16 protein-coding genes are annotated in these 17,610 nt (G+C 68.2%); 10 read left to right on the forward strand and 6 right to left on the reverse strand.

Annotation, left to right across the window (positions count from 1 at the left end):
* Nucleotides 1–144 precede the first annotated feature (144 nt).
* From G1H10_RS06330 to G1H10_RS06350, 5 genes are all read left to right on the forward strand, one after another.
* On the forward strand, nt 145–1,419 hold the full coding sequence (locus G1H10_RS06330) for a cytochrome P450 (protein ID WP_163734251.1): 1,275 nt from the start codon (nt 145–147) through the stop codon (nt 1,417–1,419).
* A gap of 227 nt (nt 1,420–1,646) precedes the next feature.
* Nucleotides 1,647–3,452 carry a glycoside hydrolase family 99-like domain-containing protein gene (locus G1H10_RS06335; RefSeq protein ID WP_163734254.1) on the forward strand — a complete coding sequence of 602 codons (1,806 nt, stop codon included), beginning with the start codon at nt 1,647–1,649 and terminating at the stop codon, nt 3,450–3,452.
* 76 nt (nt 3,453–3,528) lie between these two features.
* Nucleotides 3,529–4,287, forward strand: a complete 759-nt coding sequence (locus G1H10_RS06340; RefSeq protein WP_163734256.1) for a metallophosphoesterase family protein — start codon at nt 3,529–3,531, stop codon at nt 4,285–4,287.
* A gap of 207 nt (nt 4,288–4,494) precedes the next feature.
* The gene (locus G1H10_RS06345) at nt 4,495–5,505 is read left to right on the forward strand and encodes a LacI family DNA-binding transcriptional regulator (RefSeq protein WP_312856541.1); all 1,011 of its coding nucleotides are present in this window, start codon (nt 4,495–4,497) and stop codon (nt 5,503–5,505) included.
* A gap of 135 nt (nt 5,506–5,640) precedes the next feature.
* Nucleotides 5,641–6,447: a Bax inhibitor-1/YccA family protein gene (locus G1H10_RS06350; protein WP_163734263.1), complete on the forward strand. Its 807-nt coding sequence runs from the start codon at nt 5,641–5,643 to the stop codon at nt 6,445–6,447.
* 276 nt (nt 6,448–6,723) lie between these two features.
* Here the strand turns inward: G1H10_RS06350 and G1H10_RS06355 are convergent, their stop codons facing one another.
* The gene (locus G1H10_RS06355; RefSeq protein WP_163734266.1) at nt 6,724–6,954 is read right to left on the reverse strand and encodes a DUF4287 domain-containing protein; all 231 of its coding nucleotides are present in this window, start codon (nt 6,952–6,954) and stop codon (nt 6,724–6,726) included.
* A 219-nt stretch (nt 6,955–7,173) separates the two neighbouring features.
* Here G1H10_RS06355 and G1H10_RS32805 point away from each other — a divergent pair, with 219 nt between their 5' ends.
* The gene (locus G1H10_RS32805) at nt 7,174–7,791 is read left to right on the forward strand and encodes a GNAT family N-acetyltransferase (protein WP_216852954.1); all 618 of its coding nucleotides are present in this window, start codon (nt 7,174–7,176) and stop codon (nt 7,789–7,791) included.
* Here G1H10_RS32805 and G1H10_RS06365 read toward each other — a convergent pair.
* Nucleotides 7,788–8,828, reverse strand: a complete 1,041-nt coding sequence (locus G1H10_RS06365; RefSeq protein ID WP_163734269.1) for an SGNH/GDSL hydrolase family protein — start codon at nt 8,826–8,828, stop codon at nt 7,788–7,790. The two genes, G1H10_RS32805 and G1H10_RS06365, sit on opposite strands and share 4 nt — an antisense overlap.
* Before the next feature lie 146 nt (nt 8,829–8,974).
* Between G1H10_RS06365 and G1H10_RS06370 the strand changes: the two genes are divergently transcribed.
* Nucleotides 8,975–10,339 (forward strand): cystathionine beta-synthase, encoded by a 1,365-nt coding sequence (locus G1H10_RS06370; protein WP_163734272.1) that lies wholly within the window; start codon nt 8,975–8,977, stop codon nt 10,337–10,339.
* Here G1H10_RS06370 and G1H10_RS06375 read toward each other — a convergent pair.
* The 3 genes from G1H10_RS06375 to yczR all read right to left on the reverse strand — a co-directional run bounded on the left by G1H10_RS06375 (nt 10,336) and on the right by yczR (nt 13,499).
* Nucleotides 10,336–10,995: an SHOCT domain-containing protein gene (locus G1H10_RS06375; RefSeq protein WP_163734276.1), complete on the reverse strand. Its 660-nt coding sequence runs from the start codon at nt 10,993–10,995 to the stop codon at nt 10,336–10,338. The two genes, G1H10_RS06370 and G1H10_RS06375, sit on opposite strands and share 4 nt — an antisense overlap.
* 193 nt (nt 10,996–11,188) lie before the next feature.
* Nucleotides 11,189–11,869 (reverse strand): peptide-methionine (S)-S-oxide reductase MsrA, encoded by a 681-nt coding sequence (msrA, locus tag G1H10_RS06380; protein ID WP_216852955.1) that lies wholly within the window; start codon nt 11,867–11,869, stop codon nt 11,189–11,191.
* Nucleotides 11,870–12,035: 166 nt separating this feature from the next.
* Complete coding sequence (gene yczR / locus G1H10_RS06385; RefSeq protein ID WP_163734280.1) at nt 12,036–13,499, reverse strand: MocR-like transcription factor YczR; 1,464 nt, start codon at nt 13,497–13,499, stop codon at nt 12,036–12,038.
* A gap of 216 nt (nt 13,500–13,715) precedes the next feature.
* Between yczR and yczE the strand changes: the two genes are divergently transcribed.
* The 3 genes from yczE (at nt 13,716) to G1H10_RS06400 (ending at nt 16,580) form a co-directional block, all read left to right on the forward strand.
* Nucleotides 13,716–14,312, forward strand: coding sequence for a membrane protein YczE (yczE, locus tag G1H10_RS06390; protein WP_376778576.1), 597 nt, complete (start codon nt 13,716–13,718; stop codon nt 14,310–14,312).
* Complete coding sequence (locus G1H10_RS06395; protein ID WP_163734281.1) at nt 14,284–15,459, forward strand: cystathionine gamma-synthase; 1,176 nt, start codon at nt 14,284–14,286, stop codon at nt 15,457–15,459. The genes yczE and G1H10_RS06395 overlap by 29 nt, the downstream gene beginning before the upstream one ends.
* Before the next feature lie 203 nt (nt 15,460–15,662).
* On the forward strand, nt 15,663–16,580 hold the full coding sequence (locus G1H10_RS06400; protein ID WP_163734284.1) for a DUF4328 domain-containing protein: 918 nt from the start codon (nt 15,663–15,665) through the stop codon (nt 16,578–16,580).
* Nucleotides 16,581–16,595: 15 nt separating this feature from the next.
* Here the strand turns inward: G1H10_RS06400 and G1H10_RS06405 are convergent, their stop codons facing one another.
* Nucleotides 16,596–17,588, reverse strand: a complete 993-nt coding sequence (locus tag G1H10_RS06405; protein ID WP_163734287.1) for a TIGR03557 family F420-dependent LLM class oxidoreductase — start codon at nt 17,586–17,588, stop codon at nt 16,596–16,598.
* Nucleotides 17,589–17,610: the final 22 nt, after the last annotated feature.

The following is a 17,610-nucleotide window of genomic DNA, read 5'->3' on the forward strand; positions in this document are numbered from 1 at the left end:
CTTCACAACCGGGGTCGGCACACACGTTGTGCCGGCCCCGGTTCATTTTCTGCCGACACACATGTCGCGACGCCCCCGGTTTCCCGGAGTGACGCGGCGTCGTACGTGCGCATGGTGGCGGAGCGAATGGGTAGCTCGCCGGTTATGAAGGTCCCGGGAACCACACACCTGGACGAACCGCGTGATCGAGCGCCGGACAGCACGCTGATGCTGGTGAACGATGGCTACCGGTTCTTTCTCAACCGACTCAACCACCATCATCAGGACGTCTTCGAGACGAGACTGTTCGGCGAGCGGGCGATCTGCATGCACGGACCGGAGGCCGCCCGCGTCTTCTACGACCCGGAACGGTTCGGCCGAAGCCACGCGGTGCCGTCGCGGGTGCAGAAGACCCTGCAGGGACAGGGCGGTGTGCAGGGCCTGGACGGCGACGCGCACCGGCATCGCAAGGCGGCGTTCATGCGGCTGATGACCGAAGACCGCGTCGCTGACCTGGTGGACCTGTTCGAGCGGGGATGGCGCGACGTACTGCCGCGGTGGGAGCTGAGTGACCGCGTCGTCCTCTTCGAAGAAGCGCAGGAGCTGCTGTGCCGGGCAGCGTGCACATGGGCCGGCATACCGTTGCATGACGACGAGGTTCCGCACCGCGCCCAGGACATGGCGGCGATGGTCGACGCCTTCGGTGCCGTCGGGCCGCGGCACTGGCGGGGACGTCTCGCCAGGCTGCGGTCGGAGACCTGGATGAAGAGGATCGTGGCCGCGGCGCGCTCGGGTCATGTCGAGACGTTCGAGCCGTCGGCACTGCACACCTTCGCCTACCACCGCGACCTGGACGGGGAACTGCTGGACACTCGGGTCGCAGCGGTCGAGGTGCTCAACGTGCTGCGACCGATCGTCGCGATCAGCTGGTACGTCGCGTTCATCGCGGTGGCCCTGCGCGACCACCCGGAGTGGCGCGATCGCATCCGTTCCGACGCCGGCGGACACGAGTCTGAACTCTTCGTTCAAGAAGTGCGACGCGTATACCCGCTCACCCCGTTCGTCGGCGCGAGGGTGCGGCGCAGCTTCGAGTGGCATGGACACCGATTCGACGAGGGCACGTTGGTGTTGCTGGACGTCTACGGCGCACACCGCGACGGTAGGGTATGGGAGCGTCCAGGTGAGTTCGATCCGGAGCGGTTCCGCGGCTGGAGCTCGGATGGTTTCGACCTGATCCCGCAAGGCGGCGGCGACCACTATCGGGACCACCGGTGCGCCGGGGAATGGATCACCATCGCGTTGATGAAGTCGGCGGCGCGCCTGTTGTGTACGACGATCAAGTACCAAGTGCCCAAGCAGGACCTGCACATCGATCTTCGGCGGATGCCCACCGCGCCGCGCAGCGGTGTCGTGATCGACCGGGTGGAGCGAGTGGCCTAGCGATACGCGGCACCAAGCATCCGATAGTTCATCATCGGACGCTAAGCGACCCGCGAAACATCTGATCACGACCTATCCGATTTCTTGATCCGGCGTCCTGTATCGGGGCACCGTGACGCCGTGAAAGAACGGTGTAAGCGTCGGCGCTTAGCCTGGCTGCCGGTCAACGAGTGTGATCGGGCCACAAGGCCCGCCCGTCACTAGAGCCGATAGGTCAAGGAGTAGATGTGCCCGCTGACGACGTGACCCGCGCCCGCGCCAGGTGGGCCCGGATGCGCGGGCGCCGCCGCAAGGGAAGCCGGCGCGCGGCGCCCGCGGCCACAGCCGCCGGTGCGCTGCTGACCACCATCACGACCCTGATCACGGTCGGCGCCGCGCCGGGCACGGCGTCGCAGGCGTCAGCGCCACGTCCGGACAGCCAGCAGCAGGAGAGTGGGGTGTCGGCCTACTCCGCTCTGGCCACGGTCCACGACGCCATGGTCGAGCAGGCCGCGGACGCCCTCGCGGCCGAGGACGCGGAGCCGCTCCCCCTCGTCGAGCTGGTGTCCAAGGGCGGAAGCGGCCGGCTTTACACGGCCGACGCGGCCGAGGCCCGCGGGGCGGCCGCGAACGGCATGACCCGTACCCCCGGGCAGATCGGCTACCTGCCGCGAGAGCCGTTCACCGGGTCCAAGCCTATGTATCGCCTCAAACCCAGCCCCACCGCCTCGAAATGGCTGTTCACGGCCGGCAAGGCGGAGCGGGACCGGCTCATCAGACAGGGCTGGGTGTACGAAGGCATCGCTGCGCACCTCTACACCGAGCCAGGGCCGGGCCTGGTGGAGCTGCGCAGGTTCACCAACGGCAAGGAATGGCGGCTCGCGCTCAAGCCGCGTACGGCCGAGTTGCAGAACGCCGGCTACACACTGGACGGTCCGGTCGGCTACGTACACGAGAACTGGGTCCGCGCCGGGGCGGTGTATTTCGGCATGTTCAACATCGATGGCCACCAGAACACCATCCGACGCACGGAAGAGGTGTACGGGCGCGAGGGTGACTGGTGGGGCGGCGTCCGCGATTTCTACGACGGTCACCACTACGCCACCGACAACTGGCCGGACACGGACTTCTCCTACCTCAAACCGTCGATCGGCTACTACGACGACTCCCACCCGGAGACGCTGGAGAAACACATCGACCAGGCCACGTCCTCCGGACTGAGCTTCTTCAGCTTCTACTGGTACTGGAACTCCCAGACACAGCAGGGGCAGGTCACCGACGCCGCGCTCGACGCCTTCCTCGCCGCGGACAACAAGGACGAGATCGATTTCACCGTCGGCCTGTGCGCGCACCCCTTCGGCGGTCTGCGCATCCCGCCCGAGCAGTTCGGTGCCGTTGCCGACGTTCTGGTGGACACGTACCTGTCGCAGGAGAACACGCTGCGTACCAACGACGACCGCAAGATCCTGAACATCTGCGACGCTCGCGGCATCGGCGACGGCAGCAACGCGCAGATCTCGCAGTTCATATCGACGGTCCGGCAGAAGGCCCGGCAGCGGCTGGACGAGAACATCTACGTGATGATCAACCAGGGCGGCTTCGATCCGCGACAGGTGCGCAACGCGGGCGGCGATGCGGCGTACTGCACCACGGATGGACCGGCGGTCGAGGCGGAATCGTACCGGCGCTACCTCGAGCGGCAACGTTCGTTCTACGACGCTGCCCCCGGCGCCTACGGGCGGTGCGTGATGTCCGACTTCGACGAACGCCCGCGATACCCGATCGAGACGCCGAACGTGGACGACATCCGCTGGATGCCGGACCACACGATGGACGGGTTCCGGCAGGCGGTCCACAACGTCCGCGCCGACATGCAGGCGTCGACGCGGCCGCCTGAGGTGGACAACCTGCTCTACGTGTACGCCTGGAACGAATGGCACGAGGGCGGCGCGATCGAGCCGAACGAGCGCGACGGCTGCGCGTATCTCGATATCCTTCGAGAAGAGTTGAGGATGTCGCAGGGTTCCGGCTGCGTAGCGGTCCCGCCGTCCTAGGTGCGCAGTGAGCGTTCGCGCTCGCTGAGCGCGAACGACGGTTGTCCGTTCCCGCGGGCACTGTGATGATCACTCCATGGTCGCGAGCGTAGCTGTTCTGTCCGACGTCCACGGCGCTCTGCCCGCGCTGGAAGCGGTGCTGGCCGAACCCGACGTGGCGACGGTCGACCGGATCGTCCTCACCGGAGACATCGCCGCCGGACCGGTGCCGGTCGAGACACTCGACACGCTGGTCTCGCTGGGCGAGCGGGTGGTCTGGGTCCGGGGCAATGCCGATCGTGAACTGGTCCGGGTCGCCGAGGGCGAACCCTGCGACATCGACGTGTCGCAGTGGGCCGGGCGGCAGCTCCGCGCCGACCAGGTGGAACTGTTGCGTGCGCTGGAGCATCCGGTACGCCTCGACGTCGATGGATTCGGCCCGGTGGTGTTCTGCCACGGCACGCCGCGCGACGACGACGAGGTCGTGCTCGTGGACAGCTCGCTGGCGCGATGGTCCGAGGTCTTCGGTGCGCTCGACGACGACGTGCACACGGTGGTCTGCGGGCACACGCACATGCCGTTCCAGCGCCTGGTCGACCGTCGACTGGTGGTCAACCCCGGGAGCGTAGGGATGCCGTACGGCCGGCCGGGCCCGCAGTGGGCGTTGTTGCGCGATGGCGTCGTGGAACTCCGGCGTACGAGCGTGGACCTGGAGTGGCTGGCGGAGCGGACCGTCGCCGCCAGCGGCTATCCGGATGTCCGCAGCTGGGTCGAGGACTACGTTCTCGCGGTCGCCTCGGACGCAGAGGCGGTCACCGTCTTCGGACCGCGTGACGGCCGCCCGTCGGACGGTTGATCGCGCCGGGCGGCGGCGCGCACGCATCTGCCGTGGCATAGCGCTGTCAAGATCCGGGTTGCGCCCGTTGTGTGCCGCGCGACCCGGCGAAACGCGGCCAGGCGCGGTCCGCCGAACCTCCCCGCGGACCTCCGCGGCAGGACGTTCTCCCTGCGTAAGGGCGGAAAACCCACTGGGTAGGCTTCGCCCGTGGCGACTCTGAGAGAGGTGGCGCAGAGGGCGGGCGTTTCCGTGCCCGTGGTCTCGGCCTACTTGCGTGGGAGCAAAAGCGTCCGGATGAGTGTGGACACCCGACGCCGGGTGGCGGAGGCGATCGAGGAGCTCGGTTACAGCCCGAATCCGACGTCTCGATCCACCCGGGCACAGCGGACGAATGTCATGGCCGTCGTCGTGCCGGAGCTCGGCGATCCGGTTCTGGCGGATGTGTTGCGCGGAATCTATGACAGCGCCGAGCAGCGAGGGATCGCGATCGTGCTCGGCGACGCCGGACAGCGGGCGTCGGGCGGGGTGATGCTGGAGCGCCTGCTTGCGCACAACAGCATGGACGGTGTCATCGCACGCCGTGGGTCGGCTCTGGAACCGGCGGTGCTGTCCGACGTCGCCGGGCGCCGGATTCCGGTCGTCTTCCTCGACCCGGAAGCCCCCGGTGACCTGCACTGGCTGGCTGTGGACGATGCCGACGGGGTCCAGGCCGCGACGGCGCATCTGATCGGGCTCGGGCATGAGCAGATCGACTTTCTGGGCGGACAAGACGTGCGTCCGGACCCCTCGGGTGGTCGGCGCCGCTATCAGGGCTATGTGGCGGCGCTGCAGTCGCACGGTCTGGCGCCTCGTCCACCGGTGCTCTGCGAGCACGCCGCGGAGCACGGATACGAGGCGTTCTCGACCATGGTCGCTCCGCGCGTCGTGCAGCGTCGCCGGGATGCCCCGACCGCGCTCGTCGTCGACGACGGTACGACGGCGATCGGTGTGCTTGCCGCGGCGCGGGATGCCGGCATCGTGGTGCCCCGCGACGTCTCTGTGATCGGTTACCACGAGACGGTGGCGACCGCGATGGTCCGGCCGCGGCTGACCGTGGTGCGGATGCCGATGTACGAGCTGGGATCGCGGGCGGTGACGATGCTCGACGCGATCGTCGATGGGGAATTCGTGCCGTCCGGAGTGGTGGAGGGCCCAGCGCCGCGGGTGATCGCGGGCGAGACCACCGCTGCTCCGTGATCACCATGTCGGGAATGGAACACCGTCGTGGAGCATTCATACAGATGTGTAGGGCGCCTAGGGAAACGGGAACCGTTGTCTGTACAGTAGAAACGGACACGTTAAGTGCCTTGAGGCGCGCGTTGGAGGAGATCGATGCAGAGTAGTAATCCGGTATTCGGGCGGGCCGCGGCCTTCAACGGCCGTTCGGCTGCCTACGAGGCCCCCGCGCCCAGTGCGGAGCGGCTTGAGGAGATGTATGCCGCGCCGTCGGCCACGCCGACCCAGACGGGGCGGATGACCTATGACGACGTGGTGATGCGCACCGGCGCGACTCTTGGCGTGCTGGTCGCCTTCGCGGTTGTGGGGTGGTGGCAGCCGCAGCTGTTCTTCGTCGGCTTCATCGGCGGCCTCGTCCTGGGTCTGGTCAACGCGTTCAAGAAGGAGCCGAGCCCGCCGCTGATCCTCGCCTACGCCGCCCTGCAGGGGCTGTTCGTCGGCGGAATCAGCTGGATGTTCGAGTCCATGAGCTTCGAGCAGGGCGGATCGAACCTGCAGGGCATCGTCGCGCAGGCGGTGATGGGCACGGTCGGAGTGTTCGCCGTCTCGCTGTTCCTGTACCGCAGCGGCAGGGTGCGGGTGACGCCGAAGTTCCAGCGTGGCGCCATGATGGCGCTCGGCGGCTACCTCGTCTTCGTGGTGTTCAACCTGTTCGCCCAGATCTTCGGTTTCGCCGACGGTACCTTCGGCTTCCGGAGCGGCTGGCTCGGAGTGGCGATCGGCCTGTTCGCCGTGACGCTGGCGGCGGTCATGCTGATCATGGACTTCGACTTCATCGAGAAGGGCGTTCAGCAGGGCATTCCATCGAAGTACGCATGGACCGCGGCGTTCGGCCTGACGGTCACGTTGGTCTGGCTGTACATCGAGATGCTGCGTCTGCTGGCCATTCTTCGAGGCGAGTAACGCCTCCACCCGGCCGCCGGTGCTCCCGCGCGGCCAGTCCACTCCATCGCACCGAAGCACGGCGGGTGTCTCCCGGTTACCGGGGGCACCCGCCGTTGTCGTGTGAGCCTGCCCGTTTCGCGCACGGCCCACCCGAAACACGTGCGCTCGCGGGCCGGACGCCGCACCCTGTTTGGCCGGAAGTCATGACGACGACGATCGGCCGCGCAAGCCGCGCATGATAGCCATAGCCGCTGCGGCCCAGGACGGGTGGCGGCTGCTGGTGCGGCGGTGGTTTTACTCGAACGAGCGCGCCGCGCGGCGCAGCGCGTGCTCGTGCACAATGGCGGTCGCGTGGCCGTGCGAGAGTCCGTGCTCGCTGCGGAGCCAGCGCACTCGATCATCGAATCGGAGGAACGACGGGCCGTCCTCTAGTGCCGTGAACCATTCGCGTAGCTCACGCCCGGTCGCGCTGGGGACGCGGGCGACGAGGTTTCGATGGGTTTCCTCGGAGTGGTTCAGGCTCATAGCGGCCTCCGTTGTCTCGTGAGGGCTCCGTAACACGACTCTGCCTCACTGGACGAGTCCACACAAGCCCAATCGGGCGATCCTTACGTGCGAAACAACAAGGATCGCTCCCGCATTGGACGTCGCCACGGACGGACCCACCGAGCGAGCGACGCGTGAACGGCAGGTGGGAGGTAGCGTGCTGTGGAGCGACACCGATGTGGACGAGGAGATTCATCTGTGTGTGCGCCGACGGTGCGGCTCGCGGAACCGGTCGATGTGGGTGCGCTGGCCCAGACCTTGACCCGTGCTTTTGCCGACTACTCCTTCACCCGGCATGTGATCAGCGCGGATGATCATCTTCATCGCTTGGAGAAGTTCAACCGGCTGTTCGTCGAGCGGATCGGGATCCCGTACGGCCGGGTGTGGATGACCGACGACGCCGCGGCCGTGTCGGTGTGGACGACGCCGCAAACCGCTGAGACCGCCGGGCAGGTGTTCACTGAGCTGGCTCCGTTGTTCGCCGACCTCGCAGGTGACCGAGCCGGGACGTACGCCGCCTGTGATGACGAGATGGCTCGACATCGGCCGGGTGTCCCGACCTGGTTCCTCGGATCGGTCGGTGTCGCACCGGACCGGCAGGGTCAGGGGCTGGGCCGCGCCGTCATCGAACCGGGACTGCGGGCGGCGGAATCCGCGGGGACACCGGCGTTCTTGGAGACATCCGACCCGCGCAATGTCGAGCTGTATGCGCGGCTCGGATTCACCGTCATGTCCGAATACGTGCTGCCCCACGGCGGGCCGCGCACGTGGTCGATGATCCGACCGGCCGTGCGCGGCACGACGGACACCCGTTAGCGCACGACGACATCCGTCGGCTCGTCGCCGGCGGGTCCGGCCGACGGGGCATCGTCCCCGGCGCCGGCCCGGCCGCGGTTGCGTAGCAGTGCCCATGGGCCGCGCGGGCCGCTGCCGCGTCCGTCGACGGTGGTCGCCGCGACCTCCGTCCCGGCCTCGTCCGCCGCGGCGGCAGCCGCGACCGAGACCGGCAGCACGCTGTCGCCACGCACAGGCTCGAGCGCTTCTTCCTCTTCCGACCATAGGCCGAGCGCGGCGGCGAGGGACGGCAGCATGGCCGCGGCGGCATGGGCGTAACCGGCCGATGACGGATGGAACTGATCGTCGCTGAACAACTCCGCCGGCGAGGCGGCGAACTCGGGCCCGAGGATGGAACCGAGTGAGACCGTCCTTCCCCCCGCCTCGACCACCGCGACGGTCTGCGCAGCCGCGAGGTTCCGGCTCGACCGGCGTGCCAGCCAGCGCAGCGGCGGCTGAATCGGCTTGATCGTGCCGAGGTCCGGGCAGGTGCCGACGACCACCTCGCAGCCGTTGTCGTGTAGCCGGCGCACCGCCTGGATCAGGCTGCGAACCGCTTCCGCCGGCGGAACCTTGTTCGTGACGTCGTTGCCGCCGACGATGATCAGCGCCACCTGCGGGTCGGCGACGAGTGCCTTGTCCACTTGGTCGGAGAGGTCCGCACTGCGGGCACCCACCTTGGCAACGGTAGTGAGCTGCACCGGCCGCTCCGCGATCTCGGCCAACCCGGAGGCGAGCAGCGCCCCGGGCGTCTCTTCCGGGGTGGGCGCGCCGTATCCTGCCGCGCACGAGTCGCCGAGCACGACGAACGAGATCGGCTGGCCCTGGTACATGCCATACACGGCATCCGGTTGCGGCGGGCCGCTCAGTGGTACGCCGGTGATGGTCCGCCGCGCCACCCGTGCCTGCAGCCGCAGCAGTCCGTAGAAGGACGCGCTGAGAAGACTGACGCCGCCGCCACCGTACGCGGCGGCCCGTGCGATACGTCGTGCATTGTGCGCATTGATCAGGCCCGCCATGCAGCAAATCTAGCTCGCTGTGCCGACAACTCATATCCGTCCGGACGGTCAGCTGGATCACATCCGTCCGATGCCGTGTCATCGCGTCTGTCGCGACGCGCGGGATCGACGGGCGCGGCGGCCGACTGAAGCCGTAGAGTCGGAGCGTGGAGTACTACGAGAACGTCGTCGATCTCATCGGCCATACGCCGCTCGTGCGGCTGGGGACCCTTGCCGCGGACATCCCTCCCTTGGTGCTTGCGAAGGTCGAGTACTTCAACCCGGGTGGGTCGGTGAAGGACCGCATCGCACGGCGCATGGTGGAAGCCGCGGAAGAGGCCGGCCAGATCGGCCCGGGTGGCACCATCGTCGAACCGACCAGTGGGAACACCGGGGTCGGCCTGGCGCTGATCGCCCAGCGTCGCGGCTACAAGTGCATCTTCGTATGCCCGGACAAGGTGAGCGAGGACAAGCGGAACGTCCTGAAAGCGTACGGCGCGGAGGTCGTGGTCTGCCCGACGGCGGTGCCACCGGAGGACCCCGACTCGTACTACTCGGTCTCCGACCGCCTGGTGAAGGAGATCCCCGGCGCGTGGAAACCCGACCAGTACTCCAACCCTGCCAACCCCCGGTCGCATTACGAGACGACCGGGCCCGAGCTGTGGGAACAGACCGAGGGCAGGATCACGCACTTCGTCGCCGGCATCGGCACCGGGGGCACCATCAGCGGTACCGGCCGCTATCTCAAGGAGGTGTCCGGCGGCAGGGTGCGGATCGTCGGCGTCGATCCGGAGGGCTCGGTGTACTCCGGTGGCAGCGGCCGCCCGTACCTGGTGGAAGGTGTCGGCGAGGATTTCTGGCCCGCCACCTATGACCGGGAGATCTGCGACGAGATCGTCGCGGTCTCCGACCAGGCTTCGTTCGCCTGCACCCGCCGCCTCGCCAGAGAGGAAGGTCTGCTGGTGGGCGGGTCGTGCGGGATGGCGGTCGAGGGAGCACTCCGGGTCGGCCGGAACGCGTCACCCGACGACGTCATCGTCACGCTCCTCCCGGACAGCGGCCGCGGGTACATGTCGAAGATCTTCGATGACAACTGGATGATGTCCTACGGTTTCCTGCCGCCGGCAGACGGCACCACGGTGGGCGACGTCATCCGCGGCAAGGGCGGAGACATGCCTGCCCTGGTGCACACCCACCCCAACGAGACAGTGGCGGACGCGGTCGGGATCCTCCGTGAGTACGGCGTCTCCCAGATGCCGGTGGTGCGAGCCGAGCCGCCGGTGATGGCCGCCGAGGTGGCCGGTTCGGTGGTGGAGCGTGATCTGATGGACGCCCTGTTCACCGGCGTGGCGTCGCTGACGGACAGGGTGGAGATGCACATGTCGCCGCCGTTGCCAATGCTCGGCTCGGGAGAACCGGTGTCCAAGGCGTTCGAGCAGCTCAAGTCCTGCGACGCATTGATGGTGGTCGAGGACGGAAAGCCCGCCGGAGTCGTGACCCGGGCGGACCTGCTCGGCCATATGGCGGGCTAGCGCGCCGCGGGCGGGTTCCCGTCGAGGAGTTCTCTCTTCTTCGCCTGGAACTCTTCTTCGGTGAGGATTCCCGCGTCGCGGAGCGCGGCGAGTTCCTTGAGGTCATGCACCAGCTGGGACACCGGCGAGGGTGGAGGCGGCGGCGGTGGGGGCCCGCCTGGGGTGCTGGGTGCCGCGGACGGCACGTCCTGTTTGAGGGCTCCTGCCACGATGATGAAGATCAGGACGAAGGCAGCCGAGACGCAGGCGAGAATGAAGATCACCCAGCCGCCGGTCTCATACGAATCCTGCACCGATCGGCAATGCGTCGATCCGAAGCCCAGCGACGGACATGAAGCCTGCCCGGCGGCGCTGGTCATGAACAGGCCGAGCAGGACGTAGCCGGCCAGCACGAGGAAGACCAGGACTGCCCCGGTGCGCAAGCGTGCCACGCTGGTCAGCCTGAACAAGACACCGAAGGCGAGTACGGCGACGACAGTGAGGACGACCGCGACGGCGGCGAAGTCAGCATCCGTCGCGCCGGCTTCGTCCACCAGCCGGTCGTAGTCACGCGAGTCGGAGGCGGCGAGTCCGACGCCGAGCAGGATCCAGACCAGCGTCACCACTACGAGCCATGCTCGTAGTTGCCTGGTTGCCCGGCTCGGCTTGTCACGCATGACGCTATCCGCGCGAGGACGAAGCGAACATGGGCACCGTCTCCTGGCCACGGCAATCCCGAGAACCGGGATGCAGGCGAGTGGGAGCCGGAAATCTATCCAGTGGGCGATCTTGTTGTCAAGATCGCCCACCGCTGCGGAGCGGTATTCTTCCTGCCGCCGTGCGTCTGCGTGTGCGGACGCCGCGCGTCGGCTAGGACTCCTGGACGCCGAGTCCGACCGGGCAGGATACGCCGGTGCCGGCGAGGCCGCAGTAGCCGTTCGGGTTCTTCGCGTCGGAGAGGTACTGCTGGTGGTAGTCCTCGGCGTAGTAGAACTCGCCGAGGCGGGCGATCTCTGTGGTGATGGCGCCGTGGCCGGCGTCGGCGAGGCGCTGGGCATAAGCGTCACGCGACGCGAGGGCCGTGTCGCGCTGCGCCTCGGTGGTCCAGTAGATCGTGGAGCGGTACTGGGTGCCGATATCGTTCCCCTGGCGCATTCCCTGAGTGGGATCGTGGGCTTCCCAGAACGTCTTCAGCAGGTCGGCGTAGCTGACCTGGGCGGGATCGAAGACGACGCGGACCACCTCGGCGTGGCCGGTCTGCGCCGAGCAGACCTCCTCGTACGTCGGGTTCGGTGTGTACCCGCCGGCGTAGCCGACCGCCGTCGTCCACACCCCCGGAATCTGCCAGAACTCACGCTCCGCGCCCCAGAAACAGCCCATGCCGAACACCGCTTCCGCGTAGCCCGCCGGGGGTTCGGCGTCGATCTGCGTGCCGAGGACCGTATGGGTGCCGGCGAGAGCAAACGGGCGCGTGTCGCGGCCGGGGAGCGCCTCGTCGGCGCTGATCTGACGGGCCTTGGCGGACAAGCCGAACAGGGACAATCCGATCACCTCTCTACGTCACAGCGGCGTCGGTTCCACTCTGACACCGAGCCTCTGCGATACCGCCAAGTACCTGCTGATCGGACCGGACCACCGGCCGCCGCGTACCCCCGCGGCATCGCAGTCACTTCCAGCAACGTATCCCGGGCAGAGGTTGTTCCGGGTACGGTGGCGATCAGGCGACCAGGTCGCCGAGCCCATCGGTGACGTGGCCGGTGCTGTCCGCGACGGCGGCGTAGGCCCGCGCGATGATCGGAACCGCGTGGCGCAAGGTCTCCACGGGCAAGGAGTACGGCAGCCGCAGCCGTCGCTCGAAGGCGCCGTCGATCCCGAACCGAGGGCCTGCGGCGAGCCGGATGCCATACCGTTCCACCTCGGTCACCAGGCGGGTCGAGACCGGGGCGCCGATGTCGTACCAGAGGACCAGGCCGCCACACGGAGTCCTGGCCCGCCATTCGGGCAATGCCTGCCCCATCGCGGCCATCAGAGCATCGCGACGTGTGCGGATGTCCTCGCGGCGTGTCGCCAGCACGTCGTCGGCTCGTTTGAGCAGCTCGACGGCGATCAGCTGGTTCAGCACCGGGGAGGAGATGTCGAACGAGGCGCGGACCGCGGCCAGCCGGCGGATGATCGACGCCTCGGCCCGGATCCATCCGACCCTGAGTCCGCCCCACAGCGTCTTGCTCATGGTCCCGATGGTGATCGTGAGACCGTTGTCGACATAGGTCGCGAACGGGGCCGGCGGCTCGCCGTCGGCGGGACCGAGCGGCAACTCGGCCAGTGTCTCGTCCACGACGGTCAGAGTGCGGCCGCGGCGCAGCGGTATGGCCAGCGCCCGGCGGACGTCGTCGTCGGCCAGGTGCCCGGTCGGGTTGTTGAAGTCCGGCACGAGATAGGCGAGATTCGGAGCGGTCTGACGCACCGAGGCGGCGAATGCCTCGATGTCCCAGCCGTCGTCGGTCAGTGCAACGGGCACGGCGCGGGCAGCGGCGCGATGGATCGCGTCGATCGCGTTCGGGTAGGTCGGGTGGTCGATCAGCACGCGGTCGCCTGGATGGACCAACAGCGACAGCACCATCGAGAAGGCGTGCTGCGCGCCTGAGGCGATGAAGATCTGCTCGGGCGTCGTGGGCAGGCCGCGCGCCGTGAAGCGATCGGCGACGGCACGACGGAGCTCGGGGAGGCCGAAGACGTTGTAGCCGCTGCTGGTCAAGAAGCGGGGCAGTTGCTCGGTAGCGGCGGCATGCGCCTCGTTCAAGGCCTGCAGGGGAGCCTCCGGGGCCGCGTGGGCGAGGTCCACCACTGCGGAGCCGTCCGGCGCGAACGGCGCGAAGTACCCGCCGGCAGGATCGGTGCCGCCGGTCTCCGGCAACGTGGTCCGGGTGCCGGAACCCTGCCGGCTGCGGGCGTAGCCGCTGTCGCGGAGCAGGTCGTACGCCGCGGTGACGGTGGTGCGGCTGACGCCGAGGGCGGTCGCCAGCTCTCGCTCCCCGGGGAGCCTGGCTTCGAGCGGGAGCCGACCGTCGAAGATCAGCATGCGCACGGCCGAGGCGAGCCGGACATAGGCGGGTCCGCTGGCGTCGGCGCGGGACCAGTCACCGAGTGCCCGGGCCAGATGATGGCCACTTATGGTTCGCATGATGCCACTATTTCACAACTGGCTATAGAATTTAAGGCCAATATCCGGCACTGTGGCGATGTGCAGGAGAACAACGCTGATGACAATCCCACGTCCGGCCGCGGCCCGGACGACGGCCCGCAAGGGGGCGTGGAGCCCGTACCGGTGGACCATGGCCGCAGGCTGACGCGTCGGCTCGTGCAACTCTATCTCGGCCTCGTCCTCTACGGGTTCAGCATGGCGCTGCTGATCGAGTCCACCCTGGGCCTGGACCCGTGGGATGTGCTCCATCAGGGCATCGCCATCTGGACACCGATGTCGATCGGGATCGTCACGATTCTCGTCGGGGCGGTGGTGTTGCTCGCGTGGATACCGTTGCGCCAGCGTCCCGGTCTGGGCACGGTCAGCAATGTCGTCGTGATCGGGCTCGCGGTCGATGCGTCGCTGTGGTTCCTTCCCCAGCCGGACGCCCTGGCGCTACGTGCCACGTTCATGGTGGCAGGTGTCGTGTTGAACGCCGTGGCGACCGCGGCGTACATCGGCGCCTGGTTCGGGCCGGGGCCGCGGGACGGCCTGATGACCGGTCTGGTGGCGCGTACCGGTGGGTCGGTGCGTGTGGTCCGGACCTCGATCGAGATGACTGTGCTGGCCGTCGGGTGGCTCCTGGGCGGGACCGTCGGCGTCGGGACCGTGCTGTACGCGGTCAGCATCGGGCCGTTGGTGCATGCCCTGCTCCCGCGATTGGCCGTACGTCCGTCGTCATACGAGGCGAAACGGTCGACGCGCGGTGGAATCGAGCCGAGTGATGTGCACGCCGAGGCGCCGACGGCGTAGTGTCCACCTCGTGCACGAATTCGAGACGCGAGCCATTCACGCTGGACAGGAGCCGGACCCGCAGACTGGCGCGGTCGTTCCCCCGATCTACGCGACCAGCACGTACGCCCAGGACGGTGTCGGCGGTCTGCGCGGTGGATACGAGTACAGCCGATCCGCGAACCCCACGCGCACGGCGCTGGAGGAGTGTCTGGCCTCCCTCGAGGACGGCTCCCGTGGTCTCGCCTTCGCGAGTGGGATGGCGGCGGAGGACACGCTGTTGCGGACGGTGCTCAATCCGGGCGATCACATCATCATCCCGGACGACGCCTACGGAGGCACGTACCGCCTGATCAGCCGCGTGGTTGAGCGTTGGGGGGTGTCCTGGTCGGCCGTCGCGGTGTCCGACGTGGACGCGGTCCGGGCGGCGCTGCGGCCGGAGACCAAGGTGGTCTGGATCGAGACTCCGACCAACCCGCTGCTCAACATCGCCGACATCGCCGTTCTCGCGGGCATCGCACACGACGCGGGGGCGCTCCTGGTGGTGGACAACACGTTCGCGACGCCGTATCTGCAGCGGCCGCTGCGGCTGGGGGCGGACGTCGTCGTCCATTCGACCACCAAGTACTGCGGTGGCCACTCGGACGTCGTCGGTGGCGCGCTGGTCGCCGCCAGCGCCGAATTGGGCGATGAGCTCGCTTACCACCAGAACGCCATCGGGGCGGTCGCCGGCCCGTTCGACGCGTGGCTGGTGCTGCGCGGGCTGAAGACGCTGGCGGTGCGGATGGATCGTCACTGCGACAACGCCGAGCGGATCGTCCAGGTACTGCAGGGGCATCCCCGCGTCCGCGAGGTGCTCTACCCCGGCCTGGTCAGCCACCCTGGACACGATGTGGCGGGGCGGCAGATGCGCCGCTTCGGCGGCATGATCTCGTTCCGGGTCGCGGATGGTGAGGACGCCGCCGTCGAAGTGTGCAACCGCGCGCGTGTGTTCACGCTGGGGGAGTCGCTGGGCGGCGTCGAGTCGTTGATCGAGCATCCGGGACGGATGACGCACGCCAGCGCGGCTGGGTCTCCTCTCGAAGTGCCGGGCGACTTGGTTCGGCTGTCGGTCGGGATCGAGAACGTCGACGATCTCCTCACCGACCTGGATCAGGCGTTGAAGTAGCGACTCTGGCGGTGATCGTCAACCGTCGACCGCGCCGTACGCGGTCCTGCGGTTGATGATCACCGAATGTCGAAATCCGCCGATTTCGGGCCTTGATCACCTTTGCCCTTTGATGAGAAGCTCTGGGGCGGTCAACGTGGCCTCACCGGGACTTGTCGGTGCCGAGGCGCGCGCGAAGAGACGGGTACGGGAGGCGGGACGGCGTGGACGAGTATCGGGCCGGTGGAACGTGGGGGATGGCGGACGGACCCGGAGCCCAGTATCAGTGGCCGCATCACCCGCCTGCGCCGAACCTGCGCAGATACTCGCTGCGCGGCCTTGTGACGGCTTTGACCACGCTGCTGGTGATCGCCGTCGTGGTCGATCTCGCCGCTGCCGGGTCGATGTTCAACCGCGCGTTGTTGTTAGATGACGCCGTTGCCGGGGCATTCATCGACGAGCGGACCGGGAAACGCGCGGACGACCTGGTGGCCGGGCTCGGGTTCGCACAGTTGGGCATGATCGTCGTCATCGCCGTGCTGTTCATCATCTGGCAGTTCCGCCATGCCAAGAACGCTCAGTTCCTCGGCTCGCGGCGCAAGCTGGGGCCGGGTTGGGCGATCGGTGGTTGGTTCGTACCCGTGGCCAACCTGTTCCTCCCCGCCATGCAGCTCTTCGGCGCGAGTCGGTTCTCTGACCCAGCGCAGAACCATGGCCGGCCACACGGAGCCGGCGCGGGCGCCGGCGCGGGCATCGTGGTGGTGTGGGCCGTCGTGTTCGGTCTGGCGAACACGCTCTCGAGGGCGACACGTATCGTTCCGGACCAGAGTGACATCGACGAGTATCTCCGCCAGGCGGCCACGCTGGACCGGATCGTGGCCGCCAGTGATGCTCTCTCGGCGGCTGCCGCCGTGCTTGCACTCGTCATGGTCCGCGAACTGTCGCGGCGGCAGGAACTCGCTCTGGACAGGGCCGGATCCCCGCAACCGGCGGTCGGGCTACCCGTGTCGCCGTCCCGGGCGACGTGGGGACCACCGCCGCGGCCGCGGACAGCTCAGCCGCGGGCGGCGGGCGAGCCGCAGGTTGCTCGGCCGGACCCGGGCACTGATGGTGGATCGCCGGCGTTCCCGCCGCCCCGCTGAACGACGTACGGGGCGCTAGCTGTCGGCCCAGTCGCGGAGCGCCGGCAGCACCTGCGAACCGATCTGCTTGATCGTGTCGGCCGGGTCGGCGCTCGCGACCTGGATGGCGACGTAGTCCGCGCCCACGTCGTGCACGAGTGGCTTGTACGCCTCGGCCAGCTGATCCAGATCCCGGACGATGGTGTACTTCTCCAGGATCTCCCGGCGGTCCATGGCGTCGGCGCGTTCGCGTAGCACCATCGGGTCGGCGACCTCGAGCCTCCCGGGCGCGCGTAGCCCGCGCATCGCGGCGAGCGCCTCCCACGCCTCGTCGTCGCTGCCTGCGAGCACCACCCACCGCGTGGCCATGATCGTCGTCGACGCCCCGCGCGCGGCGGCGGCTTCCCGGTACGGCCGGATCACCCGCTCCAGCGCGTCAGCCGGATCCTTGACGCTGGTGATCAACCCTTCGGCCTTCTGCCCGGCGAACGTCGCGGACTTCGGTCCGCCGGCGGCCATCCACACCGGCACACCAGTGGTGGGCGGGCTGTACAACTTGGCCGTGCGCGCCTGGTAGTACTCGCCGTCGATGTCGAGTTTCTCGCCGGCGAGAAGTCCATGGATGATGTCCAGTGCCTCATCCATGCGCGCGATGCGCTCTTTGTAGCCGGGGAACTCGTAGCCCAGCGGTGCCTCGTTGATCGCCTCGCCGGTGCCCACACCGAGGATGAACCGGCCGCCGGACAGCCGGTCCAAGGTGGCCGCGGCCTGCGCGATGAGGCCAGGATGGTAGCGGAAGAGCGGAGCCGTCACGCTGGTGGCGAGCTCGACCCGCGACGTCGCGTGTGCGACCGCGCCGAACCAGCTCCACACGTAGCTGGCCGCGGACGCGTCGTCCACCCACGGATGGAAGTGGTCCGCTCCGGTGACCACGTCGAAGCCGGACTGCTCAGCGAGGACAGCGTGCTCGAGGAGCGTCTCCGGCTGATAGGACTCATGACTGCACAACCATGCAAGCTTCACGAGCATCACCCTACCGAGCACGCTCCGT

It is taken from the genome of Phytoactinopolyspora halotolerans, assembly GCF_010550675.1.
Classification (GTDB): domain Bacteria; phylum Actinomycetota; class Actinomycetes; order Jiangellales; family Jiangellaceae; genus Phytoactinopolyspora; species Phytoactinopolyspora halotolerans.